Consider the following 26,827-nt stretch of genomic DNA (forward strand, 5'->3'; position numbering starts at 1 on the left):
TCGCCGGTGAGTACGGCTTGCGGCTGGCGATGTCCGGAAGATGGCAATCCGGCTGCGAGCTGGTGTCCAGCGCCGTCAACAAGAACGCCGGCCCCAAGGGATATTACGAGGTCGGCATGGCCTTGTGTGCCTTCATGAGAAACGACGTTCAGGCCGCCGAACTGTGGTCCCGCATGTCCGATCTGCAATATAATCCCATGCATCGCCTCGTGCTGCTGTCGATCCTCGGCGCCGCCGGCAAGACGGCCGACGCCAAGCAGCAACGGGATTGGCTGGCGGTCCACGCACCCGAGCTGATGCACAACATCCGCCGGGAAGTCTCGCTTCGCCTGCAACGGCCGGAAGACCAGCAGAAAATCTTCAACGGCCTGCGCGCCTCGGGCATCGCCATCGACCCCGCACCAGCGCAGTGAGGACCGGCACCTATAGCAGGCCGGAATAGTCCCCGGCGAAGGGGCGTCCGATCGGCGTCGCGCAACCGCTACAAGGCCGGCAACGCGCCGCGGATTTCGCCGGTCTTGGAGATCTCTTCGGCGATCTGCGCGGCGATGTCATCCTCGACGTCAAGAATGGTCTGACCGCGCAGGTCCCGATCATACTCCTTTGCCCAAACGACCGTGCCATCGGAACTCTTTACCAGGCGGACGTGCAGATGAAGGATCATGCCGTCGACCGCAATACTTCCCTGCAAGTTGACGAGCGATCCTGCCGATCCCTCGACGGAACGGCTTGGAGCAAGTACGACGATCCCATCCACCTTCATAAGTTGCGTAATGAGCTGATCGACGAGGCCTTTCGCGATCTCGGCGCCCCTGGGCCCGCCGAGCATAGCGAGCGGTTCAACAACGATTTTGACTTCCTCCCTCAGTGCTGATGCAGCAGGCGCCGGCGATGTTGCTGACGGCGTGAGGTAATCCTCAAGGGGGCGGATGAGAGCAAGCACGGCGATGATCCCGAAGATCGCGGCAACACCGATCGGCAGGAGCAGACCCCGATAGGTCATCGGCCGCCCATCCCTGCGTTGAAGCGCCGGAGCCTTGCAGTTTACTGGGGCAGCACCTTTCGCGCTGGAGTCTTGTCCACGGCTCTCAAAGCTTGGAGCATAGCCGCCCTTCGGGATGGTGATCCGCACGGGATCGTTGCCACCCGATATGAGATAATATCGTTCGAGCGCGCGGCGAATGCGACCAGCCTCGATGCGAACAACGGGATCGTTCTGCGCATCGAAAGTGGCATCACGTCCGAACACCGCCTGTGCAATCGTATAAGCCTTCAGCTGCTCGCATCGTTCTTCGAGCGCCTCTTCGACAACATATTCCAGGAAGCGGCGTCCGCGCTCCGGAGCCTGGAATTCCGAACTGGCGAGTATGCGGGCAAGCTGCTCGCGGACTCTTCCAGGGTCTGCCTCGCTGTCTCCTTCGCCTTTCGATGCCATCGAAACCTCCTGCGACACTCATCAAGAGGGCGACCACTTTATACACCTATCCGTGATTTCCAGCTTCCGTAGCAGTACGTAAGGGCTTCTTCGAATAGGCGCGCTTGCGGCAATTCGGTATCCTACGACGTGTATGGGGGGCAGCCCAAATGTTTCAAAGCCATATCGTCGGGAAGCAAAAGTCTCCGGCATTCCCCGGTCACTACACGGTCGTGTCCGCAGCGTCGAAAGATCAGACCATCAGGCTTAAAGCCGATCAGACCATCTATAGTGAAGGCGAACATGCGCTGGCGATCTACCAAGTCGAGGCCGGAGCCGTCCGGATCTATCGGCTGATGTCTAACGGGCACAGACACATTTTGTCGTTCTGCAGCAAAGGCGAGTGGTTCGGGCTCGAAAAGGGACAGGTTCGAAGCGATTTCGCGGAAGCGGTCTGCGAAACACGCATACGGCCGTTTCCTGCCAACCAAGATGCGGTCGTCCCAATGGATCTCCTGAATATCGCCCTGACAAATCTTGCGAAAGCCCAGGAGAAACAACTCGTCATGACAGAACAAAGCGCGTTGAAACGCGTTGCGGCCTTCGTTCAGGAGATGGCCGAACGTCATCCCGGAGAACCTGAATTTGACATGATGATGTCTCGCAGTGACATCGCCGACTATCTTGGACTGACAATCGAAACCGTCGCCCGTTCCTTCACCAAGCTTCGCGAAAGACGTATCGTTCGCCTTAACGGGAAACTGCAGCGATCGGTCCGGCTACTGGACCGGGACGCGCTAGTAGCACTCACGAACTAAGGGCCGAAGCGCAATGAGATCCGGAGGCCACACGGCTTCTGCCGACGAATGGCAAGAGGCGCTTTTTGACATTCATCTCAATAGCACATAGGGGGTTTGGATCGATGACAAACGCATCCCGCCGACGGTCAAATGGCTTGCTCAAACTGGTTGTCGCACTGGTAGCCGGCGCATCACTTCCACTTCCTAACACTGATGCTCGCGCCCAAGACGACCTTCTTGCTCAGTTTCCGCTCGTCATCCATTGCAAGTACAAAGACACGCAGCATGTCTTCTATATCTCGAGGATTTCGCAAGAAGGTGTGGCGACCTATGTGGCATCGGATCGACTTGCCGGTACGATCACCTTGGACGGACAGGCAAAGGCGACGGGTGGCGAAGAGGGAGGCAGTTGCCTGGGCAAGACCCTTAAAGAACTTCGCGACTCCGGCCAAGCGTACGATCTGAAGCAGTAATCGCAGCGCTCTGAATAAGCTCCCATCGGCGACAAGGCTGCTCTTGCAGGCGCCGTCCGCCCTTCCAAGACTTGCGGCCGTTTGATGCCGCTCTTTCGTCGTCAGCCACGCGTGCCTAGATTCGAAAGACACGGCAGTTGGAAGCGGGTCGTGCCTCCTCCAGACGTTCTCGCCGAGGCAACAAGCAATTTCGGGCTGCAGTGCGTCCGCGCGAACCCAAACCTAAGTATAATTACGACATTCGCCGGATCGTTTTATCTTTAACTCGTCGCCTCGATCCCTCCCGAGGCCGGTAGCGACCGCAGCTACCACGACTTCGCGGCGTCCCCCTCCGCCCGAAGTCTGCGGATCTCCTCCCATTGATCCGCCAGACCGCCCCTTTGCCCCGGGGCGGTCTTTTTTTTGGTCAGGCGGACCGGCAAATACTGGTTCGGATTGGGTGTACCAGGATGGTCGGCAGTTGGAACGGACTAGCTTCCATTGCTGGTGACGGCCGCACGGAGGAAGAGCTTGTCCGGGCCGGACGTCTCGCGACTCTGAGGCATATCAGTCCCAGACCTTTGTATAGCTTTGAACCAATGCCCGGCGTATTAAGGTTGCGATCAACATTTTGGATGGATGGGCAGAATGTTGGATCTTCGGATCTCCCGGCTTTTTAATCGACGCAATACTGTCGGGCATGACGCTGCATTGGGCTTCGTCGCGGGCGTTCTGGCGGTGGCAGTTTTCTATGTCGATACCTTCACCAGCACGAGAATTGCCATTGCCGTCCTCTATGTAATTGTCCTGCTGCTTGCAGGCGACATCATGACCCGGGCCGGCATCTTAGCGATTGCCTGCCTTTGTGGTGCGCTGACTCTCTTTTCTTATTTTTATTCCCATGGCGTCGATTCTGACATCTCCGCGCTTTCGCGCATGGTCGTTTCGATTGCGGCACTGTCGATCACGGCGGCGCTTCTTCTTCGCAGCGAAGCCTTTCGTGCCGAACTCATCGGCAAGAACGCTGCCCTTCGAGAAAGTGAAGCCCGCTATCGCGCGATCTTCAATGAGGCTCGTGTTGCCCTTTGGGAGCGCGATTATACGATGGTTCGCGCCCATCTTATGAACTTGAAAGCCGCCGCTGTTGAGGATCTTCGCGATTATCTCCGCTCAAATCCGGAAGAGATCGTTCGATGTATCGGATTTATTCGTACCGTTGCTGCAAACGAAGGCGCTCGGGAATTGCTTGGACCAAAGGCATGCGAGCCTGGGGCTGGCCGCAATTTTATCGTGCCCGACAACTCCTTCATTGATCAACTGGTAGCGATCTTTTGCGGAGACACGCATTTCGAAAGCAAAGGCAATGTTACGACCGACGCCGGCGAGACGAAACTGGTCCTCATCAGCATCCGTTTCCCGGAGGATGATGACGCCTTTCACCGTGTCGTCGTGGGCATGATCGACATAACGCAGCGCGAGCTCACTCAGCAGGCGCTCGTGGAAGCGCGGGCAGAATTGACCCGAGCGTCGCGTGCCGCCACCGCTGGTGCTCTTTCCGCTTCGCTAGCCCACGAGCTCAACCAACCGCTCGGCGCGATCGTCGTCAACTCGCGCACGCTGCTGCGCTGGCTGGATCGTGATCCGCCCGACCTTGCCGCCGTTCATCGTTCGGCCGAGCGGATGATCCGCGACAGCCAGCGGGCCAGCGATATCATCCAGAACACCCGTTCCATGTTGTCGCAGACAGAGCGGCCGGCCGAGTGGATCGATCTCGAAAAGCTCGTGGAAGAAACCCACGCGCTCATGGAACATGAGTTTCAGCGAAGCGCCATTTTCTTTGAGACCATCGCGGGAGCAGATCTGCAAGCGGTGAACGCGGTTCGGCTCGAACTTCAACAGGTGCTGATCAACCTGATGACCAACGCCATGCAGGCAATGGCTGACTGCCGCCACCATCCGCGCAGGATCGAGTTGACGCTGGAGCGCAAGGACGAGCATTCTGTTTGCATCTCGATACGCGACAACGGGCCGGGCATTCCCGAGGAAGCAATCGCCAAACTCTTCACCCCCTTCTATACTACCAAGGCTTCCGGCATGGGCATGGGTCTAACGATCTGCCGCAGCATGTTGGAGGCGAAAGGTGGCCGACTTGATGGATTCAATCACCCCGAAGGCGGTGCGGTTTTCGAGATTATACTGCCCATAGAGGACGATAATGTCTGAACGGAAACAGCAAGTTCCGTCAATGACGTCCGTCGTTTACGTTGTTGATGACGATCTCTCAATGCGGGAGGCGCTGGTCGATCTCTTTCGGTCGATGCGTATGGAGGCCGTTGCTTTCGAAAGCGCCGCAGACTTCCTTGATCGTGCAGACCTTGCAAGACCCGGATGCATTCTTCTCGACGTCCGATTGCCCGGATTGAGCGGCCTCGATTTCCAAGCACAACTCGAGCAGATGGGAAGCCGGCTGCCGATCATCTTCATGACGGGATTCGGCGACATCCCCATGAGCGTGAAGGCGATGAAGGCAGGAGCGGTGGATTTCCTCACGAAGCCCTTTCGCAATCAAGACATTCTCGATGCCGTAACCGCTGCCATAGAACGGAACGCCGCTGAGCGAAAGGAAGCCGCCGCCACCGAAGCCGTCGTCGCACTTGCGCAATCTCTCACTCCCAGGGAGCGGGAGGTCATGCGCGCCGTCGTCAAAGGATTGATGAACAAGCAGATCGCCTACGATCTCGGCATCAGCGAGATTACGGTGAAGCTTCATCGAGGCAATGTCATGCGCAAGATGCAGGCAAAATCGCTGGCCGACCTGGTCCGTCTCGCAGAGATCGCCCAGACGGCAATGCCTGGAACCTAGACTCACGTATGATGTTAATTTGTTGCGCGCGGGAGCATAGTTAAGCGAAAAGGCCCGCAGCAAGGTATTCTGTAATTGTCCAACACATCCACTATCGCAATCGTCGATGATGACGAGGCTATCAGGGAAGCCCTCGACGATCTCCTAAAGTCATGCGGTTATAGGAGTCGGCTTTTTTCTTCTGCTGAAGCTTTTCTTTCCGAAGCGGACCGCAGAACGATCGACTGCGTGCTTGTCGATGTGAAGATGGCCGGCCTGAGCGGCATCGAGTTGCAGGCTTTGCTCAGCCATGATCCTGCCCGGCCTCCGATGATCTTCATGACGTCCTACAAGGACGAGCGAACCCGATCGGCCGTCATGGACGGTGGCGCTTTCGCCTTTTTGGGAAAGCCGGTCGACGTTACGCAATTGATGCATACGCTCGAAGAAGCACTTTGCAGCAAACATTCATAAGTTAGAGAGATCGCCTAATATGCCCGATGCTTGCCTGAACCGCAGATTTCGGGTCAGGTAGCGCATGCACTTCTGTCGCGAAGGGCTCAAAGCTGTAGGGGCCCTCGAAGCCCGCTGCCGTCAGCGCCTTGATCTGGGCGATGTTTTCCAGCCGGTCGGAGGCATCCAGGAGCACGCGATGGGCATCGAGCATGTCGTCAACCGCCACACGCGGATCGACCACGCCGGAGATATGCACCAATCCCGTCCACTCCGGGTAGAACTGCGTCTCGCCAGCAAGGTGATGATGGAAGGTGTCGTGCACGAGCTTGTAAACGCCCTTGCCGTTCGCCGCTTCGATTGCCGCAATGGCTTCCTTCTTGGTGCGAAGGGACGATATCGGAAATCCGAGCGGTTCCACGAGGCCCGTCAGTCGCCGTTCTTCGAGGATCGGCTTCATCGCCTTCAGAGCGGCTACCACGGCATCGAACGAAACCTCGTTACCGTCGTTGAGCGGGCACATCACCAAGGCCTTGGCGCCGCTCGCTGCTGCGTAGTCCGCCAGCTTCAGCGCCCTCGTCGGCAGATCGTCAGACCAGACGTTAAAGGGATACAGGGCATTGATCGAAACGATCGTGACCCCGGCATTTTCGGCCGCAGTCCTGACCGCCCCAGGATCGGTCGTCCCGACGATATCCGGCAGGTCGTTGCGGATCTCGACCTCGGAAATACCAAGCTCCCTTGCCGTAGCAAAGAACGCCTCAAGAACAGGTTCGGGGCCGTGATATGGTTGATGGCAAAGCGCATGATTGGCCTCATTGATAAAGTCCCGGACGGGCGAGCAGCTTGATCGCAGCAGCTCGCCATCCGTCTCCTGCGCCAGAACCCAGCGCGTCCCGTGGCCGTTATAGCAGATTGTGCCGCGGTGCTCATTGATTGCTCCTCCCTCTGCTTGCGTATCAGCGCCTGGCAAGGTTCACTACCTTGACCCGGCTGGCTTCAGCTCGATCAACGATGCCGGACAGATGTCCTTCATGCATGGATGCGGCCGCTCAATCCTCAGGACCTCCGGCGGTGCCGGGGAAAGCACCCGCGGCGCTTGTCTCGATTCGGACGAGGAGACAGACATGACAACCAAGAAGCTTGCAGGACTGCCTCGCGGCGTTCGCCTCGCCGTGAGCCCGCTATCCTGGGCAAATGACGTGCTCGAGGATCTCGGCGCGGACATATCGCTCGAGACTTGCCTGAACGACGCCGCTGAGACGGGCTATCAGGGCGTCGAGCTGGGTCGGAAATTCCCGCGTAACGTGGAAGCCTTGCGGCCACTGCTGGAACGCCGCGGCCTCAGTCTGGCATCGGGCTGGCACTCCGGAGAACTCGCCGAACGCGGCGTCGACGCGGAAATGGCGGCAGTCGACGCTCACGCTCACCTCTTGAGCTCGATGGGCTGCAAGGTCATGGTTTATGGCGAAGTCGCGATGATGGCGTCTGGCTTACCGCTCGATGAGCCGATGTCGAAGCGCGCCATCATGCCGAGAGAGGATGTCCCCGCCTATGCCGCACGGCTGACTGAATTCGGCAAGTGGCTCTCCGGTGGATACGGGCTCGCCCTCGCCTACCACCATCATCTGATGATGGTGGCCGAAACCTTCGATGAAATATCCACCCTCTTCGACCGGGCAGGCGACGAGATTGGCCTGCTGCTTGACACTGGGCACGCGATAGCGGGCGGCTTCGACTACATGCGACTGGCCGAGCGTTTCGGCGATCGGATCGTTCACATTCATCTGAAGGACGTGCGAGGTTCCGTCATCGATGACGTCCGCAGGAGCGACCTGAGCTTCAATGGCGGCGTGCGCGCCGGCATGTTCACTGTGCCGGGCGATGGCATCGTCGATTTCGGCCCGCTCGCACGCTTCGTCTTGACCAGCGGCTATCGCGGCTGGCTGGTGGTCGAGGCCGAGCAGGATCCGGCCATCGCCCCACCGCGCCCTGCCGTGACGCGGGCTTTCGCCCATATCCTCAGCACCTTCGTCGCGCAAACAGCTGACCGGGAGAGAAAGCCATGACCAGGAAAACACTCAGCATCGGCCTTATCGGTTCCGGTTTCATGGGACAGGCCCATGCCGACGCATATCGCCGCGCGGGACTGCTTTACCGCGACCTGGCCGCCGTTCCGCACCTCTACATGCTGGCCGACGCCACGGTCGAGCTTGCGGCGGCAGCCGCCGCCCGCTTCGGTTTTCAAAAGAGCACAGGCGACTGGCGCAAGCTTGTCAGCGATCCGAACGTCGACATCGTCGACATCACTTCGCCCAATGCCATGCACCATCAGATGGCGCTGGCAGCGATCGCCGCCGGCAAGCATGTCTATTGCGAAAAGCCACTCTCGGTCACGCTCGCGGAAGCCGAAGAAATGGCCGCCGCCGCCAAGGCCAAAGGCGTCAAGACGATGGTTGCCTTCAACAACATCAAGACGCCCGCCGCCATGCTTGCCAAACAACTGATCGATCGAGGCGACATTGGCACGCCGATGCGCTTCCGGGGATGGTTCGACCAGGGCTTCTTCAACGATCCGGACCTGCCGTTCTCCTGGCGCTGCACCCGCAAGGAAGCCGGTTCCGGAGCACTCGGCGATCTCGGCAGCCATGTGATTTCCGTGGCCCAATATCTGGTGGGCGACGTCGAAAGCGTCATCGCCCAGACACAGACCTTCTTTCCGACGCGCCCCGTTCCCCAAGACGGTTCCGGTTATGGCGCCAGGGCTGGAGTTGACGCACCACGCGCCGTGGTCGAAAACGAAGACCAGATCCAGGCTCTGGTGCGCTTCAAGAATGGCGCCGGCGGCACAATCGAAGCCTCGCGCGTCGCCGCCGGCAAGGTCTTCGGCGTCTATTGGGAAGTCTCCGGCACGCAAGGCACCATCATCATGGACGGCGAACGCTTCAATGAGTTGAAGATTTCCCGGTTCAACGACCCGAAGCCGGATCGCGGCTTCAAAACGATCTATGCCGGCAGCCAGGTGCCGCAATTCTCGGCCTTTTTCGGCTTCGATTTCGCTGGCGGGGGCCTCGGCTATTTCGACGTCAAGGTCATCGAGGTTCGCGATCTCATCGACGGCATCATCAACGATTCAGACTGCTTTCCGAACTTTCAGTTCGGCCTTGCAAACGAGCGCATCATCGACGCGATCGAGCACTCGCTCGAGACAAACACCTGGCAACGCATCGTCGATTGATCACCGGAGAAATCGCCTGCTCATCGTGGGAGGTATCTTGTCGCTTGTTGCGACTTTCCGGCAGGAACAGTCGCGAACGCATGGTGAAGCCGGGACGAGTAACTCGTCCCGGCGGTATCCTTAAGCGGCGAGAAGTTCATCCGCCGGACCAAAGAATTCATAGTGAATGCGGTCCTGCGGCACGCCTGCGCGGGCGAGACCTCCGACCAATGCACCCAGAAACGGCCTGGGGCCGCAGAGATAGAAGTCCGCGGATGCGAATGGCGTGTTATCCTGAAGCCAACCCACCGTAACAAGACCATCATGGTCATGCGAATGGCCGGCGGCATCGGCGCCCGAGGGTTCACTATAGAAGGTTCGAACGGCAACACGCCCATGTGTCTTTGCAAGCGATCTTACGTGGCGATCCATTGCCTGGGTTGAGCTGTTGAGTGCCCCGTGCACGAAATGCGCTTCCAAGTCCGGATATTCGGAGGCGATGGCTTCGAGCATGCTGACCATGGGGGTGAGGCCCACACCGCCCGACAGGAGAATGACGGGCCGCGCCGGTTCTTCGGGAAGATAGAAATCGCCGGCTGGCGGCGTCGCCTCCAGCGTGCTGCCCACTTGTACATGATCGTGCAGATAGATCGATCCGCCCTGTCCGGCGGCTTCCCGCTTCACCGAAATGCGATAATGCTCGTCATTGGGACCGCACGAGATGGAGTAATTTCGCTTGATCTGCGTGCCATCTGGAAGCTTGATGCGGAAGGTAAGGTATTGCCCGGGCCTGTGTCTGATGACCGAACCGCCATCGGTCGGGCGGAGAACGAAGGACGTGATGACCTCGCTTTCTTTCACCTTCTCGCTCACCGTGAATGAACGCCAGCCATCCCATCCTCCGGCCGCCGCCGTGATTTCAGATCGAATTTGTGATTCACGTTCCTTGAGAATCTCGGCCAGAAACCAATAGGCCTCTCCCCAGGCGCTGATGAGCTCCGGCGTCGCCGCTTCGCCCAGCACGTCGGCAATCGCAGAAAGCAGGGCTTTGGCAACGAAGGGGTAGTGTTCAGGCAGAATGTTATAGCCAATATGCTTGTGGGCGATCCGTTCCACGATTGGTCCGAGACCACCCAGGTTCTCAATGTTTTGGGCGTAGACCAGGATTGCCGTCGCGAGCGCTTTGACCTGCGATCCGCCCTCGCCCTGATTTGCGTGATTGAACAACTCGCGGATGTGATCGTCCTGGAGCAGGATCGCATACATGCGTTTTGTAATTTCGCCTCCATGGACTGCCAGCGCCGGAACGCCTTGTTTTACGAGCGCAATGGTGTGAGGAGAAAGAGGTTTCGGCATGCGATGTCCTTTCTTAGACTTGCTGGAAAGTTGCGGGTTTCCGATCGTAGAACTCGATCGCGAGTGTTACGGAACCGATGAGCTCTAGATGATGCGGGGTTTCGGGCGGGATCGCTCCGGGATGGCTTTCATCAAGGACGGTCCCAGGTGAAAGCGTCTTATCCGGGTGTCGAATGGTGCCGCTCTTGACGTGGATCAGCAGAACCCGGTCGAGAGCCATGGATTGCGGCGGCTAGGCGGCCGGCGATGCGTCTGGCCTTAGCCTGCATGGTGGCCGCAGACTGCGGCGGCAGAATCTCTTTCGTGGTGATCTCCCAAAGTCCGAGCCACCGGTCGAACATCTCGGGTCGGATGCGGTCGGCATGCAGCAGGTGCATCGAAATGGGGTTGCCCTTATAGCGGCCGCTCATCAGCATCACTGATGACCAGAATACGCCAAGCCGCTCGAGGTGCTCATCCCAATCCTCGACCGCTGCAAAGACAGGCCCCAGCAGCTCGTCCTTACGGACCCGTTGGTAAAATCTGCCGAGTACTGCGGAGATCTGTTGTTCGGTTACCAATTCCATCAGCGCATCCATGCCAAAAACATGCATCTGGAATGCATCTATAACGATCGGATAAAACATGCTAATGAAATGCATCTTTTCCGGACCGGTCTTTTTGACGCAGGCATGATGATGAAACTGACCCGCTATACCGACTATGCAATTCGCGCGCTTTTGTTTCTGGGCGCGCGCGAGGGCGAGCTATGCTCGATCCGCGAAATTGCCGAAACTTTTCGAATATCCCAGAACCACCTCATGAAGGTCGTTCAAGATCTCGCAAATGCTGGTTTTATCGAATCCGTGCGCGGCAGGAACGGCGGTGTTCGGCTGCACAAGCCCGCCGAAGATATCAACTTGGGCGCTCTCTTGCGGCATACCGAAGGTCTAACTGGTCTGCTCGAATGTTCGGAATGCCCCGTCGCGCCCGCCTGCGGCATGCCTCCCGTTCTTGCAGAAGCGACGAAGGCCTTTGTTGCGGTGTTCGATCGTTACAGCGTCGCCGATCTGGTTCGGCGCAAGACCGATCTGCGCGCATTGCTGGTTGCGGCGTAAGACCATGCGCCCGGCGGCCGCTCGGTGGTGCGCCGATGGCCGCAAGCGGCGTGACGTCGTCTTCGTCCGCTCAATCATTCGTGGCAATGAAAAAGCCCGGCGCGGGGAGGAGATGCGCCGGGCTTCGATAGGTGACCGACAGCTTGGGAGGAGGAGTGCTGTCAGTCAAGCCGAAGCGCTTCGGGAGGAGGTGAATCGCTTCGATCACCGGCGATGTAATGCTGCGGCGCAACAGGTTCAAGAGCGATCTCGCCGGTGCGACACTATGGCAGGCGGCGGCGCGGCCATTGCCGTCGTCCCCGCGGAACCAGCGGCACATCTATTTTGATCGTTCCCGGCGATGGCCGCTTTTTGTGGATCACACATGCGACTGAAACCGCGTCACGGCGACCGCGACGCGGTTTCAGTCGGCTCACTCAAATCGAAAATTGATACGCGCGTTCTATTGCAGGCTGCCGTCCCCGTTACGATCGGCCGTCTTGAAGTCCGCCATCACCCTGTTCAGGAACTCGTTCTGGGTTACCTTGCCGTCTCGGTTGGCATCGGCGGCGGCAAATTGCTTGGCATTGAGAACCCTCGCCTCGTCGGGACTGAGACTGCCGTCCTTGTTCTTGTCGAGGTTCGAGAAAGCCGTGGTCATGAACGCCTGGTATTCGGATCGATCCACCGCGCCGTTGCCATCACGGTCGATCTGATTCATTTGGCCTTGGTTCATGGCCAGCGGTCGATCCTGCGCCCAGACCGCAACGGTCTGGGCGCATGCGAATGCCGTCAACAGGATTACTCTTTTCATCATCCGGCCCTTCGCATCAGCTGCAGGTTAAGGCGCTGCCAGCCGCAGTACCCAGCACCGCGCCGCCGCCAACGGCCCACAGCTGACCAGTTCCCGCGCCGATGGTCGCTCCGAGGAGACCGCCGACGACCGCGCCGCCAACGGATCCGGCCATGCAGCCGAACTCCCCATACCGTCCCCCTTGGGATGTTGAACCAGATTGGCAGCCTGACAAGGCGAGGCCGCCCGCGAGAACGAGAGTAATCGTGCGAATGCTCATTTTCCCTCCTCCAGGTTCTAGGGTATGTCTTATCTGGGTCCTTTCATTCAGAGGTCAAGTCCGCTCGTGCAGTTCCGCGTCATTCCGGAACGGGTTTACCGAAGGGCGATCTGGATATTCTACGGACTTACGTTTGGACAGATTGTCGTGAACGTCACGACACTCTTTCTGATCTTTCCGCTGATCGCAGCACTTGCGTATATGCCGCTTGCCGGCCTGATGTATCTTTCACCGCGCGCCACAAGGGACGTCTGGCGCGCTCGGTTTTTGGCTGAAGCGGTGAAAGGTAGATTTCGAGGGAGCCGCGTCCATCGTTTGGCCGCATAGAGGCCCATGGTACTCGTTTAATCGGGAAACCTGGAGATCGCAGCGGCAAAGCATTCATCGGTCAACTCGCAATCTACGCGGTCGATTCCTCCGAGCAACCCTCGAAGCAATGTTCAAACTGCCGGCATTCTCGGCGGCTATATACCGTGCCCGGTTCAAACTCCGCGATCTGCCGTTGCCAGGCCCACTCTTGATTCACATATGTCGGAGGCAGCCAAGAGAAGGGCATGCAGGTAATTAGGATCTACGATCCGTATCATACAGCATTCATCGTTCTTTCCTATGACACGAGAAAAATGGGAGCCTATCGATGACCAAACCCTGGACGGCCAGCATCAGCCCGATTACGGCAAACGAGGCCGTCATTCGAAAAGCAGAGGCGATTAACGCCCTGCTTGTTCGCCCGATCGACGTTCTCCCGGTCAAGGTCGGTGATGAAATCCGCCCATTTGCACTTGGGCTCTGGAATGAGATTCGACCCTTGCTCAAACCCGATGCCGGCGTGACCGCACTGAGGAAGGCGACCGGCGCCTACCTTCATTCCAAGCGCTACTATTTTGCCTCGGCACAACCCGGCTCCATGCGCCACAACATCCACGGCGCGCCGGTCGAGGAGCTGTCGGCCGCGGACCGTCAGGCCGCCCAAGAACGTTACCTCAGCCTCAAGCGAGCCGACGACAAGCCCACGGCCCACCCGCAACCACCCGCAAGTAAGGCCGATCAGATCCGGGCCGGCCTCCTTGCCCGCCGCGTATCCATAGCGAAAGGATGATCGCCGCAAAATTGTTTCTCTCGATCGAGAGAAATTGCAAGGAAATCAGCCAATCTCGGAGAGGGGCAGTCGGTGCGCTCACCCCGCGCGGGAGATCCCAGACGCGCGCACTGAAACCACTTTCGTCATCCGGCCCTATGCGTTCGCATTCTATTCGCGCTGCTCCAGCGCCTTGCTGAAGGCAAGCGCAGCAAGCGTGCAGATGGCGCCCGACAGCAGGTAATATCCCACGAAAGGCAAGCCGAAGCGGCTGGCCAGGCTGAGTGCCACAAGCGGTGCAAAACCGGCACCCACGAGCCAGGCGAGGTCCGACGTAAAGGCGGCGCCCGTGTAGCGATAGCCGCGGCCGAATCGCGAGGAGATCGAGCCCGTCGCCTGGCCAAACGACAGGCCAAGAACGCCGAAGCCGATGATGACAAAAGCATCAAGGCCGGTATCGCCGGCAGCGATCATCATCGGACCGATGAACGAGAAGATCGCGATCAGCAGAGCACAGACGGCGAGTTGGCCGCGGCGGCCGATACGATCGGCAATCAGGCCCGAAGCGATGATCGCGGCTAAGCCCACCAGGGCTCCGATGATCTGGACGACCATGAACGCGTCCAGCGACTGGGTACCGTGCAGACTCACCCAACCGAGCGGGAAGATCGTCACGAGATGGAACATCGCGAAGCTCGCGAGCGGTACGAAAGCGCCGAGCAGGATATCGCGACCGTGAATCCGAAAAACCTCGAGGATAGGCGCGGCCTCCAGCTCATTCTGTTCGAGAAGCGTGCCGAACTCCTTCGTCATGACCAGGCGCAAGCGTGCGAAGAGCGCCACGACGTTGATGGCGAAGGCGACGAAGAACGGATAGCGCCAGCCAAAGGAGAGGAAATCGTCATTTGAGAGATTGGTGATGAAGTAGCCGAACAGGATGCTTGCCAGCGCAAAGCCGATCGGCGCGCCGAGCTGCGGGATCATCGCGTACCAGCCACGGTGCCTGGGCGGCGCGTTCAGCGCCAGCAACGACGCAAGACCGTCCCAGGCGCCGCCAAGAGCAAAGCCCTGACCAAGACGAAAGAGCGCAAGGAGCGCCACAGACCAGTAGCCGATCTGATCATAGCCCGGCAGGAAGGCGATAGAGGCAGTCGATCCGCCGAGAAGGAAGAGCGCGATCGTCAGCTTTGTGCCGCGGCCGTAAAAGCGGTCAATCGTCATGAAGACGACGGAACCGACAGGACGGGCAAGAAAAGCCAGCGAGAAGATTGCAAAGGAATAGAGCGTCGCCGTCAAACGGTCGGGCGCGAAGGGAAAGACTAGCTGCGGGAAGACAAGGACCGATGCGAGACCGTAGACGAAGAAGTCGAAGAATTCGGACATGCGCCCGATGACCACGCCGATGGCAATACTGCCCGGCGAAACAGGTCTGTCGTCGTGATATTTTCGCGCGTCCCGTTCCAGCGCGGTCGATGACGGTCCGTAGTGCACTCCAGCCATTTAACGCCTCCTCGTCAATGTGCTTGCGGCAAACTGCCTCAGGATGATCTTGATGAAACCTGCAAGGTTATCAAGTCCGAATGCCGTAAATAGTTCATCTCGTGTTTTCGAAATTGTATCTGCGCAGGGAAATTGTATCTGCGTATGGAAATGTGCCGGGCGACGCGCGTGCCAGCAGGACAGGACTCGTCGATTCGCGTTGCGCGCCCATGTCCCCGCCAATCGTACCGGAGGCATCTGCGTCGAATAGCGCAGGGGGCGTTTCGGGCTGTTCCGGCATCTTTGCTGCAGTGCGACGAAACACCCCATACCGCTAACGGCCAGCCTCCTTTAGTGGCTGCATGGTCGAAACGAGAAGAGCTTTCAAAAGTGCCAAGACTATTAAAGATTTCAAGCCGCTTATCCGTATTGCCCCTGATCCTCCTGCTTGCCGGCTGCAATATGGTTGTTATGGCCCCCTCCGGCGATATCGCTGTTCAGCAGCGTGATCTCATCATCGTCTCCACCGTCCTGATGCTGCTGATCATCGTACCGGTCATCTTCCTCACGCTGTTCTTTGCCTGGCGGTATCGCCAGTCGAACACTGAGGCGACATATGATCCCGACTGGCATCATTCGACCCGTCTCGAAGTTGTCATCTGGTCGGCGCCGCTCGCCATCATTATCGCCTTGGGCGCGGTGACCTGGATCAGCACTCACCAGCTCGATCCGTACCGGCCGCTCGGCCGGCTTGATTCGGAGCGAACCGTTCCGGCAGACGCCAAGCCGTTGAACGTGGAAGTCGTGGCGCTCGACTGGAAATGGCTGTTCTTCTATCCCGATCTGGGCATCGCGACGGTCAACGAGCTGGCAGCTCCGGTCGACACGCCTATCAATTTCAAGATCACGGCCTCTTCGGTTATGAACTCGTTCTACATACCGGCTCTGGCAGGTCAGATCTATGCGATGCCGGGCATGCAGACGCAGCTTCACGCCGTTATCAACCATCCGGGCGAATTCGAGGGATTATCGGCGAACTACAGCGGCCCCGGCTTTTCCGGCATGCACTTCAAGTTCCATGGTCTCAGCCAGGCCGATTTCGACCAGTGGGTTCAAAACGCGAAGACACAAGGCACGCCACTCAGCCGAGACGCCTACCTGAAGCTTGAAAAGCCCAGCCAGAACGAACCCGCTCGGTATTATGCATCGTTCGACAACGGTCTCTACAATGCCATCCTCAACCTGTGCGCCACTCCCGGCAAGATGTGCATGAACGAGATGATGCACATCGACATGATGGGCGGCGCTGGCAAGGAGAGCCACGAAAATCGCGAGCGCCTGATCCAGGATGCAGCTCCGATCGACGAGTTCGGCTCGCCCAATCAGGAACGCTACTTCGGGCCTGAGGCCTCAGTACAAAGTGACGATGCGCCCAAGGCGGAAACTGCCCACGACATGCCAATGTCTCATTCGGACATGTCATCCATGCCCGGCATGGACATGTCCGGCGGCGACCACGCGCATCCGAGCAACAGCAACTGACGCCTGGCGTCGACGATATCAAACGAACAGGCTTACATCATGTTTTCCAATCCCGACCTTATGAAGTTCGTCTTTGGACGGCTGACGCTCGACGCGATCCCGTACCATGAGCCGATCCTCGTCATGACATTCATCGGCGTCGCAATCGGCGGCCTCGCCGTCCTCGGTCTCCTCACCTATTTCCGTCTTTGGGGTTCGCTCTGGAACGAATGGATCACCAGCATCGATCACAAGAAGATCGGCATCATGTACATCGTGCTGGCGGTGATCATGCTCCTGCGCGGCTTTTCGGATGCGATCCTGATGCGCCTGCAGCAGGCGGTCGCCTTCAATGGCAACGCCGGCTATCTGCCGCCGCACCACTATGATCAGATCTTCACGGCCCACGGCGTCATCATGATCTTCTTCGTGGCGATGCCGCTGGTGACGGGTCTCATGAACTTCGTCGTGCCGCTGCAGATCGGGGCGCGCGACGTCTCGTTCCCGTTCCTCAACAACTTCTCGTTCTGGATGACCACGGCCGGCGCAATCATCGTCATGATTTCGCTCTTCGTCGGTGAATTCGCCCGTACCGGCTGGCTCGCCTATCCGCCGCTTTCCGATGCGGCCTACAGTCCAGGAGTGGGCGTCGACTACTACATCTGGGGTCTGCAGATCGCCGGTATCGGGACGCTGCTGTCGGGCATCAACCTGATCGCCACCATCGTCAAGATGCGCGCGCCGGGAATGACGATGATGAGGATGCCTGTCTTCACCTGGACGGCACTGTGCACCAACGTCCTGATCGTGGCATCCTTCCCGGTCCTGACCGCCGTTCTCGCCCTGCTGTCTCTCGACCGCTACGCCGGCACGAACTTCTTCACCAACGACCTCGGCGGCAATCCGATGATGTACATCAACCTCATCTGGATCTGGGGCCATCCCGAAGTCTACATCCTCATCCTTCCCGCCTTCGGCGTGTTCTCCGAGGTCGTGGCGACCTTCTCCGGCAAGCGGCTGTTCGGCTATGCCTCGATGGTCTACGCCACCGTCGTCATCACCATCCTCTCCTACCTCGTCTGGCTGCACCACTTCTTCACCATGGGCTCGGGCGCCAGCGTCAACGCCTTCTTCGGCATCACGACCATGATCATCTCGATTCCCACGGGTGCGAAGATGTTCAACTGGCTATTCACGATGTATCACGGCCGTATCCGCTACGAGCTGCCGATGTATTGGACGATCGGCTTCATGATCACCTTCGTGATCGGGGGCATGACCGGGGTGATGCTTGCCGTGCCGCCGGCCGACTTCGTGCTGCACAACTCACTCTTCCTTATCGCCCACTTCCACAACGTCATCATCGGCGGCGTGCTGTTTGGCATGTTTGCCGGTATCAACTACTGGTTCCCGAAGGCCTTCGGCTTCAAGCTCGATGCGTTCTGGGGCAAGATGTCCTTCTGGTTCTGGCAGATCGGCTTCTGGTTTGCGTTCATGCCGCTCTACATCCTCGGCCTGATGGGCATTACCCGCCGCGTGAACCACTTCGACGATCCGTCCCTGCAGATCTGGTTCGTCATCGCCGCCTTCGGCGCAGTTCTGATTGCGATCGGAATTGCCTGCTTCCTCATCCAGCTTGTCGTCAGCTTCGTCAGGCGCGAGGAGTTGCGCGACGTGACCGGCGATCCGTGGAACGGCCGTACGCTGGAATGGTCGACCTCGTCTCCGCCGCCCGCATATAACTTTGCTTTCACGCCGATCATCTACGATCACGACAGCTGGTGGGATATGAAAAAGCGCGGCTACAAGCGCCCGACAGAAGGCTTCATACCGATCCACATGCCGAAGAATACGGGTACCGGCTTTATCCTCGGCGTCCTAGCCATTGCCTTCTCGTTCGGCATGATCTGGTACATGTGGTGGCTGGCCGCCGTTACCTTTGTCGCAATGATCGCCATCGCGATCGGCCACACCTTCAACTACAAGCGTGACTTCTACATCCCGAAGGAAGAAGTCATCACCACCGAAGCGGAGCGCACCAAGCTGCTCGCAGGACAGGTATAAACCATGACGACGACCTACGCTAACACCGCCACCGAGGCCGACAAGGCGCCCGTCTTCTACATGACGGAGGAGCATCATCCCGAAGGGAGCACGATGCTCGGCTTCTGGATGTACATCATGAGCGACTGCCTGATCTTTGCAGTCCTCTTCGCCACCTACGCCGTGGTCGGCCGCAACTATGCGGCCGGACCTTCGCCTGCCGACCTCTTCGAGCTGCCGATCGTCGCCGTCAACACGACGATGCTGCTGCTGTCTTCGATCACCTATGGCTTTGCAATGCTGCAGATGCAGAAGCAGAATATGGGGGCGACGCTGAAATGGCTTGCGATCACCGGCATCTTCGGCGCCGTCTTCGTCGGGCTTGAGCTCTACGAATTCACAAACCTCATCCTTGAAGGCGCCGGCCCGCAGCGCAGCGCCTTCCTCTCGGCCTTCTTCACGCTGGTCGGTACCCACGGACTGCACGTAACGGTCGGTATCGTCTGGATGATCACACTGATGATCCAAGTCCGCCAGCGCGGCCTGATCGCCGAAAACAAGCGCCGCCTGATGTGCCTCAGCATGTTCTGGCACTTCCTTGACGTTGTCTGGATCGGCGTCTTTTCCTTTGTTTACCTGATCGGAGTTGTCGGATGAGCTCGAATGTAACCACGCACGGGAACGGTCACGACGCCCATCACGATCATGGACACGGACATGGCCATGAGGCCAGCCACGGCACCTTCAAGAGCTACATGACCGGCTTTGTTCTCTCCGTGATCCTCACGGCGATACCTTTCTGGCTGGTCATGGGCAACGTCTTCGACAGTAAGTCCACGACGGTAGCGCTGATCATGATCTTCGGCGCCATCCAGATCGTCGTGCACATGATCTATTTCCTGCATCTCGATACGAAGTCGGAAGGTGGGTGGAACATGATGGCGTTCATCTTCACCCTCCTCATCGTGGTGATCGCCCTCAGCGGCTCGCTCTGGGTCATGTATCACCTCAACGCCAACATGATGCCCATGTCTCCGGAAATGATGAAGAACATGCCATAACGGCATCGAACGGGCGGCGGCAACGCCGCCCGTTCCGGTTTTGGAACCATGACAGACACCTTCGCCAAACCCCAACACAGGCGTCGATCGCCGATCAAGCTCGCAATGTTCTGCGGCCTCATGCTCCTGTCGATCGCAGGCTTTGTCGCGCTTGGCATCTGGCAGGTGGAGCGGCTCTCCTGGAAACTCGACCTCATCGCCCGCGTCGATCAACGCGTGCATGCGGAGCCGATTCCGGCGCCGACCGGAAGGCCGGCCAATGCTGCCGATGACGAATACCGCCATGTTACAGCAACCGGCACGCTGCAGAACGGCAAGGAAACGTTAGTCTACGCCTCAACCGAATTGGGGCCTGGCTACTGGGTCATGACCCCGCTGGTACTTTCCGATGGCACGGCGATCCTGATCAATCGCGGCTTCGTGCCGACGGACAAGCGCGATCCCGCCACGCGGCCCGCGAGCCAGCTTTCCACTCCGGTCACGATCACCGGACTGCTGCGGATGACCGAACCGAAAGGCTCGTTGTTGCAATCGAACGATCCAGCGGCGCGCCGCTGGTATTCCCGCGACGTCGCGGCAATCACGGCAGACAAGAATGTCGCTAACGCCGCTCCCTATTTCATAGATGCCGATGCGACACCCAATCTCGGTGGGTTGCCAGTCGGCGGGCTGACGCGGGTCGTGTTTCCGAACAGTCACCTCAGCTATGCGATCACATGGTTTGCCCTTGCGCTGATGGTAGCGGGACTGCTGGCTTTTGTGATCCGTAGTGAGATCCGTGCGAACAGGCCGAAGCAATCGTCCGGCTGATCGCTTCCGCAAGTTGTGCCTGTGAAAACGGCTTGCCGAGCCGCGGCAGATCGGTGAGACCGCCGCCAGGAGGGATGTCCGCATAGCCGGTTGCAAGGACGATGGGCATTTCCGGCCATCTGCGGCGGATTGCCTCTGCGAGCTGTGCACCGGTCATAAGCGGCATGGCATGATCGGAGATCACAAGATCAACCGGCTCGGCGGCGAGGATGGCCAGCGCATCGGCGCCTGACGTCGCGTCAATGACCTGGTGGCCAAGGTCCTCGAGCATCAAAACCGTATTCATCAGGACAAGGCTGTCGTCATCGACGGCCAGGATGCGGAGAGCGCGCTCCGAGCCGGGCTGCACCGCCGGTTCCTCGATGTCTCCCGCGGATCCGGCCTCCTGGGCAAAGACTGCCGGGAACCACAGTTCGACAACGGTGCCTTCGCCCACGTCGCTTTTCAACACCAGCTCGCCGCCTGATTGCGCAACAAGCCCTTGAACCATCGACAAACCAAGGCCAGTGCCTTTCCCAACGCCCTTTGTCGTGAAGAAGGGCGTCGTCGCCTGTTCGAGCGTTTTTTCGTCCATCCCTTCGCCGTGGTCGATGACCGACAGGCAGAGGTAAGCACCGGGAGCCAGTGTCCCTTTCTTGCTCTCGATCGTCCGCTCGTCCGCCCTCACGATCACGCGTCCGCCATCCGGCATCGCATCGCGCGCATTCACGACGAGATTGAGAACGGCCGCTTCGAGCTGGTTCGGATCGCTGGCGATTCCAGGAAGGCTTTGTGGCACTTGGATGTCCAGGATCATCAGCGGCCCCAGCGCGCGGCGCAACATGTCCGCCATACCGTCCATGAGGCTCGTAACATCGATGCTTTCGAACGCGAGCTCCTGGCGCCGTGAAAAGGCAAGCATTCGCTGCGTCAAGGCGGCGCCGCGCTGAGCGCCCTGGATCGCATTGTCGACGAGCGGCAGGATCCCAGGCTCCTTCGGCAGACGCTTCTTCAGTATCTCGAGGCTGCCCAATACGGCCATCAGCAGATTGTTGAAGTCGTGGGCGATCCCCCCGGTAAGCTGGCCGATCGCTTCCATTTTCTGGGCTTGGAACAGCTCCTCACGAGCCTGCTCGAGCGCTCGCTGCGTTTCCCGCTTCTCGGTAATGTCACGAGTGATTTTGGCAAAGCCTATGACACGGCCGAAATCGTCCTTGATAGCGTCGAGAACGACGCTTGCCCAGAAGCGGCTGCCATCCTTGCGCTGGCGCCAACCTTCCTTCTCGAAACGGCCATGCTTTCGGGCCGCTTCGAGAGCCTTTTGCGGGTCACCTGCTGCGCGATCTTCTTCGGTATAGAACGTTGAAAAGTGCTTGCCGATGATCTCTTCCGCCGAATAGCCCTTGATACGTTCGGCGCCGGAATTCCAGCTGCTGACGCTTCCATCCGGATCAAGCATGTAGATCGCGTAGTCGGAGACGCCCTGGACCAGAATACGGAACTGCTGTTCGCTGCGCTTCAGCGCGCCCTCGGCCTCCCTGCGCTCCGTCAGGTCGCGTGTGATCTTGGCGAAGCCGACCAGCTTTCCGACGGGACTCCGGATCGGATCGATGATCACGTGGGCCCAGAAGCGACTGCCATCCTTACGCTGACGCCAGCCCTCACCCTCGAAGCGTCCTTCGCGTTCCGCAATCGCAAGTGCCCTTTGGGGTAGGCCCGCCGCCCGGTCTTCGTCGAGATAGAAGCGCGAGAAATGCTGACCGATAATCTCCGCCTGCTGATAGCCCTTGAACCGCTGGGCTCCGGCATTCCAGCTCACGACGTATCCATCGGGGCTCAGCATGTAGATGGCATAGTCAGTGATGGCATCCACAAGCAACCGAAAGCGACCCTCATCCACGAGAGACGCGTCATATCGATCAACAACTTCCATAATGCCCCCAAACGACACCACACCAGACGCTTTAAACTGCGTAAAGCGAGAAATGGTTCCCAGGGAAAGCGAAATAATTTCAAATAGCTCTGCTTTGAGGATAGAGCTGCTGGCCAATCCTGTTGGCGGCTGCATATGCCTGACTGACGATCTCAGGAACCAGATCGATATCCGGCAGGCTGCCAAGGCCGAGCGGACCGATTGCGAAGAGGCCATTCACCGTCGATCCGTCCTCGAGGCATGGCTCGCCGCGCTCATTGACGGCAAGGCCAAGCGAAAGCTCGTCCGGCGCCGCCAGGCCCGAGGTGATGAGGCTCTGTATCAACGGCATAGCCAGATCCGGTCGCCTGCAGCGGCAATCGAAAACGCGTTCCGCATAAATCACCTCCTCGACGTTCGATCCGGCCGGCGTGAAGAAGATGCCGCTGAGTCCCCTGCGCCCGGCAGTGCCGCAGCGAAGACCGGTATTGCCGGAAGCTAGCTCCTGCTTCAGGCGCAGGTACATCGCCTCGGGCAGGCGATTGCGATGGCTGTCGTAGATCGCACGCAGATGCCGGTTGAACTGTCGTTTCTGATGTGCAGGCAGCGAACGCCAAAGGGATCGTGCATGCTTGCGCAGGCCGTTCATCACCGATTGCCAGCTACGGCCCTGCTCCTCCGCCTGGCGGCAGGCGGTGCGAATGAAACGCACAATGTCCGGCAGGCTTTGCGGCAGCTCCTCTGCGGGAAAGACCGGATCGGCGGAATTCGGCGTATGGCTCTGCGGCAGGAAACCGTGTTTCGAGACAATGGTGATCTGCCCGGTGTAGCCGCCGTCGCGCAGTTGCAGCAACTGATCGACGACGCGAATGCCGCTTCCGAGCAGAACCGTATGCGGCCGGGCGACGAGGCGTTGCGCCCGCACCGGCGAGTGATCCTCCGCTTCCGGCTCGCGCTCGGACAGGCCATAGCCCGTCGCCAGGATAACGGTGTCGAAGAGCCGATTGGTGGGCGTGGCGGTTTCGAGGAGGAAGCGGTTTGCCTGGCCTCTGCGGATAGAGCCAACCGGCTCGGGAGTGACCTGTACGGTGATATCCTTGCGGGCTGCGAGCGCTTCGGAGAAGCGCTGATAGACGTAATCGCTGAAAAGCTCTCTGGGCACGAAAATCTGGCGGAAACCCGGGATCGCCGCGGGCACGGCAGCGCGGAATTCCGCGTTGCTACAGAGCCAGTCATTGAAATCATCAGCATCGCCGAGCGCCACCGAGAGATCGCGGACACGGCTGTTGAGGATCGTCGAAGCGCGCGCCGACGACAGTGCCTGCCCCCCGCTGACCGCGGAATTCGGATCGAAAAGCTGCAGATGAAACGGCGTCCGCACCGTCTTCATCAAGGCAATTGCGCTCATCATGCCGGAAAAGCCACGGCCGACGATCGCGATCCGCAGTATGGCCGAACGAGGGGCGGCCGCATTGATTTTCGAGGCAAAAAGGCTCTCAACCGTCATCTCAACTCCCTTGCGGGCTGTGCCCGCATCGCGTCTCGATCAAGGTTTCAACGCAGGAATACCAGCTCATGCGTTGATTAGGTTCGCTAGTCACAACGAGTGAAGCCTATTGGTTCGCGCCGAACCGGGCAAAAGGCGCACAGGCCATGCCGCACGCGGCGGTATAGTCTATTAAACTAGTCGTGTATCAAAGCGCGAAAAAGGGCGGGTGGCAAGTTTTTTTTCCGAAGCCTCCCTCACGCCAGCGATGCGCGGCGCCATTGCGCCGGCGTGAGACCCATCCGCTGTTTGAAAACCCGCTGGAATGCGGCCTCGGACTGGTAACCGGCGGCCTCGGCTGCTGCCGCCGTCGAAGCGCCCGGCTGCTTCAGCCTGTTCGCGGCAATTGTGATGCGGATATCCAGGAGCAGATCGCTCGCGCTGCGGCCGAGTTTCTCCTGAAAATGCCGCGCCAGCGTCGCCCGCGACATATTGCAGAGGCGCGCGAGCGCCGGCAGCGTCCATGGCTCCTCCGGCCTCTGGAACATGGCTGCGAGCGCCGGCGCAAGGCGCGGATGACCGGCAAGTGCCAGCAGGCCGACCGGTGCCTCCTGCGTTTGTCCCGCCATGCGCAACGCCAATGTGAAGAGCGCGGCCGAGAATGCATTCAGCATTGCCTGCCCGCCCAGGCTCTCGCGATCCGATTCCCCGCGCATGAGGGAAACGAGGGCTGCCAGCTGGTCGCTCGTCGCCCCCTCCTCGCCCTCCCGAGACTGCGCCTGCCCACGTACGATCATGACTGAAGGCAGGTAGCTGCCCAGCAATCGGTCATGCGGAGAGGCGAGAATGAAGCGGCCGCAAAGCAGATCCAGCCGATCCTCCGTTCCCGCATTGTCGCTGAACGTTTGATTGACGCCGGGCCGATATCGCACCGGAAGGGGGGTGGCGCCGCTGCCGTCGTGCAGCCGATGGGCCGCACCGGTCGGAAGCAGCACGATATCGCCCGCATGGAGACGCCGCCGCGGACCGCCGGCGAAATCCTCAACAATCGCGGAGCCGGCAAGGACGACATGATAGGGGATCTCTCCAGGTGGTGAAGGATCATAGACCACCTGCCACGGGGCGCCGTAGAGGCAGCGGACCTCCACGCGGCCGCTGACGGGCACCATGTGGAGAAGACGGCTCAGCCAATCGATGGGAGGTGACATTTCGAACCTACGATGATGAGACGAATAAGCATGTTATTGAGCTATGGTAATATTACACAACTCACAGCGTCTTCGTAAAGTGCCACTGTAATCAACGGCCGTTCTGAACTCAGCAATTGGGCCGCTTCAACGGATGGCAACTCAGGAGGATTTACTCATGTCCCAGACTGAAGAACATTTCGATATCGTGATCCTTGGCAGCGGCCAAGGCGGCAAGCTACTTGCTTGGCACCTCGCCCGCTCCGGCAAGAAAGTCGCCGTCGTCGAGCGCCGCTGGGTCGGCGGCTCATGCCCGGCGGTCGCTTGTCTACCCAGCAAGAACGAAGTCTGGAGCGCGCGGGTGGCGCATCTGGTCCGCAATGCCGATCATTTCGGCACAGTCACCGGCCCGGTGACGACCGACATGAGGAAGGTGCGCGGCCGCAAGCAGGACATGGTCGAGCGCGAGATCGACTTCCATCTGAATGCTTATCGCCAGAGCGGCGCGGAGCTGATCATGGGCAGCGGCCGTTTCGTGGCGCCGAAGACCATTGCCGTTACGCTCAACGAGGGCGGAACCCGCCTGCTGACGGGAGAAGAGGTCGTCATCAACGTCGGCTCGCATGCGGCGATACCTGACATTCCGGGCCTCGAAGCCGCCAGGGCGCTGACCCACATCGAGGCGCTGGAACTTGACTATCTGCCATCGCATCTGATCGTGCTCGGCGGCGGCTATATCGGAATTGAGATGGCCCAGGCTTATCGCCGTTTCGGCAGCCGCGTGACGGTGATCGAGCCGTTGCGTCAACTCATGAGCCGTGAGGACGCTGACGTCGCCGAGGAAATGAAGAGCATTCTGGCGGCGGAAGGCATCGACGTGCTGCTGGAAACGCAGGCGACCAGCGTCCGTGGTCTTTCCGGCGACAAGGTGACCGTGACGGTTCACGGTCCCGCGGGCGAACAGGTGATAGACGGCAGCGATCTGCTTGTGACGGTCGGTCGCGTTGCCAATACCGCCGATATCGGCCTCGACAGGACCGGTGTCGAATTGGACGCCCGCGGCTTCATCCGCGTCAACGAACGGCTGGAAACGACGGCTCCGGGCGTCTGGGCGATCGGCGAAGCCGCAGGCAGCCCGCAATTCACCCATGTCTCGGTTGACGACTTCAGGATCGTCAGGGACAACATGGCCGGCGGCAACCGCCGCACGGACGAGCGGCTGGTTCCCTATGTGATGTTCACCGACCCGCAACTCGCCCGCGTCGGCCTGAGCGAAGGCGAAGCGCTGCGCAAGGGTATTCCGATCCGTGTCGCGAAGCTGCCGATGAGCAGCGTCCTGCGCACCGAAGCGACCGATGAAACCAAAGGTTTCATGAAGGCGGTGGTCAGCGCCGAAGACGACCGTATCCTCGGCTTCACGATGATCGGCTCCGAAGCCGGCGAGGTGATGGCCGCCGTCCAGACGGCGATGCTCGCCGAACTACCCTATCCGAAGCTGCGAGATGCGGTCATCGCGCATCTGACGGTAGCGGAAGGGCTGGGACCGCTTTTCGGCAGCGTGCCGGCTAGATCCGCCCGGTGATGACGC

The 26,827-nt window shown here is 59.5% G+C and carries 25 protein-coding genes and 2 pseudogenes; 16 read left to right on the top strand and 11 right to left on the bottom strand.

Going from position 1 to position 26,827, the window contains the following annotated elements:
• Positions 1–413, top strand: a pseudogene (locus tag HGP14_RS29255) (hypothetical protein); the annotation flags it as partial.
• Between the two features lie 68 nt (positions 414–481).
• Here HGP14_RS29255 and HGP14_RS29260 read toward each other — a convergent pair.
• Positions 482–1,435, bottom strand: a complete 954-nt coding sequence (locus HGP14_RS29260) for a hypothetical protein (protein ID WP_168833363.1) — start codon at positions 1,433–1,435, stop codon at positions 482–484.
• A 149-nt stretch (positions 1,436–1,584) separates the two neighbouring features.
• Here HGP14_RS29260 and HGP14_RS29265 point away from each other — a divergent pair, with 149 nt between their 5' ends.
• The 5 genes from HGP14_RS29265 (at position 1,585) to HGP14_RS29285 (ending at position 5,982) form a co-directional block, all read left to right on the top strand.
• Positions 1,585–2,232 (top strand): helix-turn-helix domain-containing protein, encoded by a 648-nt coding sequence (locus tag HGP14_RS29265; protein ID WP_168833364.1) that lies wholly within the window; start codon positions 1,585–1,587, stop codon positions 2,230–2,232.
• Between the two features lie 104 nt (positions 2,233–2,336).
• The gene (locus HGP14_RS29270; protein WP_168833365.1) at positions 2,337–2,687 is read left to right on the top strand and encodes a hypothetical protein; all 351 of its coding nucleotides are present in this window, start codon (positions 2,337–2,339) and stop codon (positions 2,685–2,687) included.
• A 627-nt stretch (positions 2,688–3,314) separates the two neighbouring features.
• Positions 3,315–4,889 (top strand): sensor histidine kinase, encoded by a 1,575-nt coding sequence (locus HGP14_RS29275; RefSeq protein WP_246704657.1) that lies wholly within the window; start codon positions 3,315–3,317, stop codon positions 4,887–4,889.
• On the top strand, positions 4,882–5,529 hold the full coding sequence (locus tag HGP14_RS29280) for a response regulator transcription factor (protein WP_168833367.1): 648 nt from the start codon (positions 4,882–4,884) through the stop codon (positions 5,527–5,529). Before HGP14_RS29275 ends, HGP14_RS29280 begins: the two co-directional genes overlap by 8 nt.
• 75 nt (positions 5,530–5,604) lie before the next feature.
• Positions 5,605–5,982 (top strand): response regulator transcription factor, encoded by a 378-nt coding sequence (locus HGP14_RS29285; protein ID WP_168833368.1) that lies wholly within the window; start codon positions 5,605–5,607, stop codon positions 5,980–5,982.
• A gap of 1 nt (position 5,983) precedes the next feature.
• Here the strand turns inward: HGP14_RS29285 and HGP14_RS29290 are convergent.
• Positions 5,984–6,768: pseudogene (locus HGP14_RS29290) on the bottom strand (TIM barrel protein).
• Between the two features lie 320 nt (positions 6,769–7,088).
• Between HGP14_RS29290 and iolE the strand changes: the two are divergent.
• Positions 7,089–8,030, top strand: coding sequence for a myo-inosose-2 dehydratase (iolE, locus tag HGP14_RS29295; protein ID WP_168833369.1), 942 nt, complete (start codon positions 7,089–7,091; stop codon positions 8,028–8,030).
• Entirely contained in the window at positions 8,027–9,199 is a 1,173-nt protein-coding gene (locus tag HGP14_RS29300; RefSeq protein ID WP_168833370.1) for a Gfo/Idh/MocA family protein, read from the top strand. The genes iolE and HGP14_RS29300 overlap by 4 nt, the downstream gene beginning before the upstream one ends.
• 120 nt (positions 9,200–9,319) lie before the next feature.
• Here HGP14_RS29300 and hmpA read toward each other — a convergent pair whose 3' ends face one another.
• Together hmpA and HGP14_RS35285 are read right to left on the bottom strand one after the other, a co-directional pair.
• Positions 9,320–10,534, bottom strand: coding sequence for an NO-inducible flavohemoprotein (gene hmpA / locus HGP14_RS29305; RefSeq protein WP_168833371.1), 1,215 nt, complete (start codon positions 10,532–10,534; stop codon positions 9,320–9,322).
• A gap of 158 nt (positions 10,535–10,692) precedes the next feature.
• Positions 10,693–10,944: a hypothetical protein gene (locus HGP14_RS35285; RefSeq protein ID WP_205927400.1), complete on the bottom strand. Its 252-nt coding sequence runs from the start codon at positions 10,942–10,944 to the stop codon at positions 10,693–10,695.
• 39 nt (positions 10,945–10,983) lie between these two features.
• Here HGP14_RS35285 and HGP14_RS36545 point away from each other — a divergent pair, with 39 nt between their 5' ends.
• Positions 10,984–11,631, top strand: coding sequence for an Rrf2 family transcriptional regulator (locus tag HGP14_RS36545; RefSeq protein WP_312862215.1), 648 nt, complete (start codon positions 10,984–10,986; stop codon positions 11,629–11,631).
• A 70-nt stretch (positions 11,632–11,701) separates the two neighbouring features.
• Here HGP14_RS36545 and HGP14_RS29320 read toward each other — a convergent pair whose 3' ends face one another.
• The 3 genes from HGP14_RS29320 to HGP14_RS29330 form a co-directional block, all read right to left on the bottom strand.
• Complete coding sequence (locus HGP14_RS29320; protein WP_168833373.1) at positions 11,702–11,872, bottom strand: hypothetical protein; 171 nt, start codon at positions 11,870–11,872, stop codon at positions 11,702–11,704.
• A gap of 201 nt (positions 11,873–12,073) precedes the next feature.
• The gene (locus HGP14_RS29325; RefSeq protein WP_168833374.1) at positions 12,074–12,424 is read right to left on the bottom strand and encodes an EF-hand domain-containing protein; all 351 of its coding nucleotides are present in this window, start codon (positions 12,422–12,424) and stop codon (positions 12,074–12,076) included.
• Between the two features lie 16 nt (positions 12,425–12,440).
• Positions 12,441–12,683 carry a hypothetical protein gene (locus HGP14_RS29330; RefSeq protein WP_168833375.1) on the bottom strand — a complete coding sequence of 81 codons (243 nt, stop codon included), beginning with the start codon at positions 12,681–12,683 and terminating at the stop codon, positions 12,441–12,443.
• 637 nt (positions 12,684–13,320) lie between these two features.
• Here HGP14_RS29330 and HGP14_RS29335 point away from each other — a divergent pair.
• Positions 13,321–13,782, top strand: a complete 462-nt coding sequence (locus HGP14_RS29335) for a ProQ/FINO family protein (protein ID WP_168833376.1) — start codon at positions 13,321–13,323, stop codon at positions 13,780–13,782.
• Between the two features lie 150 nt (positions 13,783–13,932).
• On the opposite strand, the gene HGP14_RS29340 is transcribed toward HGP14_RS29335, so the two are convergent.
• Entirely contained in the window at positions 13,933–15,261 is a 1,329-nt protein-coding gene (locus HGP14_RS29340) for an MFS transporter (RefSeq protein WP_168833377.1), read from the bottom strand.
• A gap of 369 nt (positions 15,262–15,630) precedes the next feature.
• Here HGP14_RS29340 and cyoA point away from each other — a divergent pair, with 369 nt between their 5' ends.
• Genes cyoA through HGP14_RS29365 form a run of 5 tightly spaced genes read left to right on the top strand, consistent with a single transcriptional unit; the run spans position 15,631 to position 20,675 of the window.
• Positions 15,631–16,782 (top strand): ubiquinol oxidase subunit II, encoded by a 1,152-nt coding sequence (gene cyoA / locus HGP14_RS29345; protein ID WP_168833378.1) that lies wholly within the window; start codon positions 15,631–15,633, stop codon positions 16,780–16,782.
• 39 nt (positions 16,783–16,821) lie between these two features.
• Positions 16,822–18,825: a cytochrome o ubiquinol oxidase subunit I gene (cyoB, locus tag HGP14_RS29350; protein WP_168833379.1), complete on the top strand. Its 2,004-nt coding sequence runs from the start codon at positions 16,822–16,824 to the stop codon at positions 18,823–18,825.
• Between the two features lie 3 nt (positions 18,826–18,828).
• Positions 18,829–19,461 carry a cytochrome o ubiquinol oxidase subunit III gene (gene cyoC / locus HGP14_RS29355; protein WP_168833380.1) on the top strand — a complete coding sequence of 211 codons (633 nt, stop codon included), beginning with the start codon at positions 18,829–18,831 and terminating at the stop codon, positions 19,459–19,461.
• The gene (cyoD, locus tag HGP14_RS29360) at positions 19,458–19,865 is read left to right on the top strand and encodes a cytochrome o ubiquinol oxidase subunit IV (RefSeq protein WP_168833381.1); all 408 of its coding nucleotides are present in this window, start codon (positions 19,458–19,460) and stop codon (positions 19,863–19,865) included. The genes cyoC and cyoD overlap by 4 nt, the downstream gene beginning before the upstream one ends.
• A gap of 48 nt (positions 19,866–19,913) precedes the next feature.
• A complete protein-coding gene (locus HGP14_RS29365) occupies positions 19,914–20,675 on the top strand; it encodes an SURF1 family protein (RefSeq protein ID WP_168833382.1) in 762 nt (253 codons plus the stop codon).
• On the opposite strand, the gene HGP14_RS29370 is transcribed toward HGP14_RS29365, so the two are convergent.
• From HGP14_RS29370 to HGP14_RS29380, 3 genes are all read right to left on the bottom strand, one after another.
• Positions 20,578–22,587 (bottom strand): PAS domain-containing sensor histidine kinase, encoded by a 2,010-nt coding sequence (locus tag HGP14_RS29370; RefSeq protein WP_168833383.1) that lies wholly within the window; start codon positions 22,585–22,587, stop codon positions 20,578–20,580. The genes HGP14_RS29365 and HGP14_RS29370 overlap by 98 nt on opposite strands.
• A 79-nt stretch (positions 22,588–22,666) precedes the next feature.
• Positions 22,667–24,073, bottom strand: coding sequence for an FAD/NAD(P)-binding protein (locus HGP14_RS29375; protein WP_168833384.1), 1,407 nt, complete (start codon positions 24,071–24,073; stop codon positions 22,667–22,669).
• Positions 24,074–24,309: 236 nt separating this feature from the next.
• A complete protein-coding gene (locus HGP14_RS29380; protein ID WP_168833385.1) occupies positions 24,310–25,260 on the bottom strand; it encodes a cupin domain-containing protein in 951 nt (316 codons plus the stop codon).
• Between the two features lie 157 nt (positions 25,261–25,417).
• Here HGP14_RS29380 and HGP14_RS29385 point away from each other — a divergent pair, with 157 nt between their 5' ends.
• On the top strand, positions 25,418–26,821 hold the full coding sequence (locus HGP14_RS29385; RefSeq protein WP_168833386.1) for a dihydrolipoyl dehydrogenase family protein: 1,404 nt from the start codon (positions 25,418–25,420) through the stop codon (positions 26,819–26,821).
• Positions 26,822–26,827 lie beyond the last annotated feature (6 nt).

Source organism: Rhizobium sp. P32RR-XVIII (assembly GCF_012641395.1).
GTDB lineage: Bacteria > Pseudomonadota > Alphaproteobacteria > Rhizobiales > Rhizobiaceae > Rhizobium.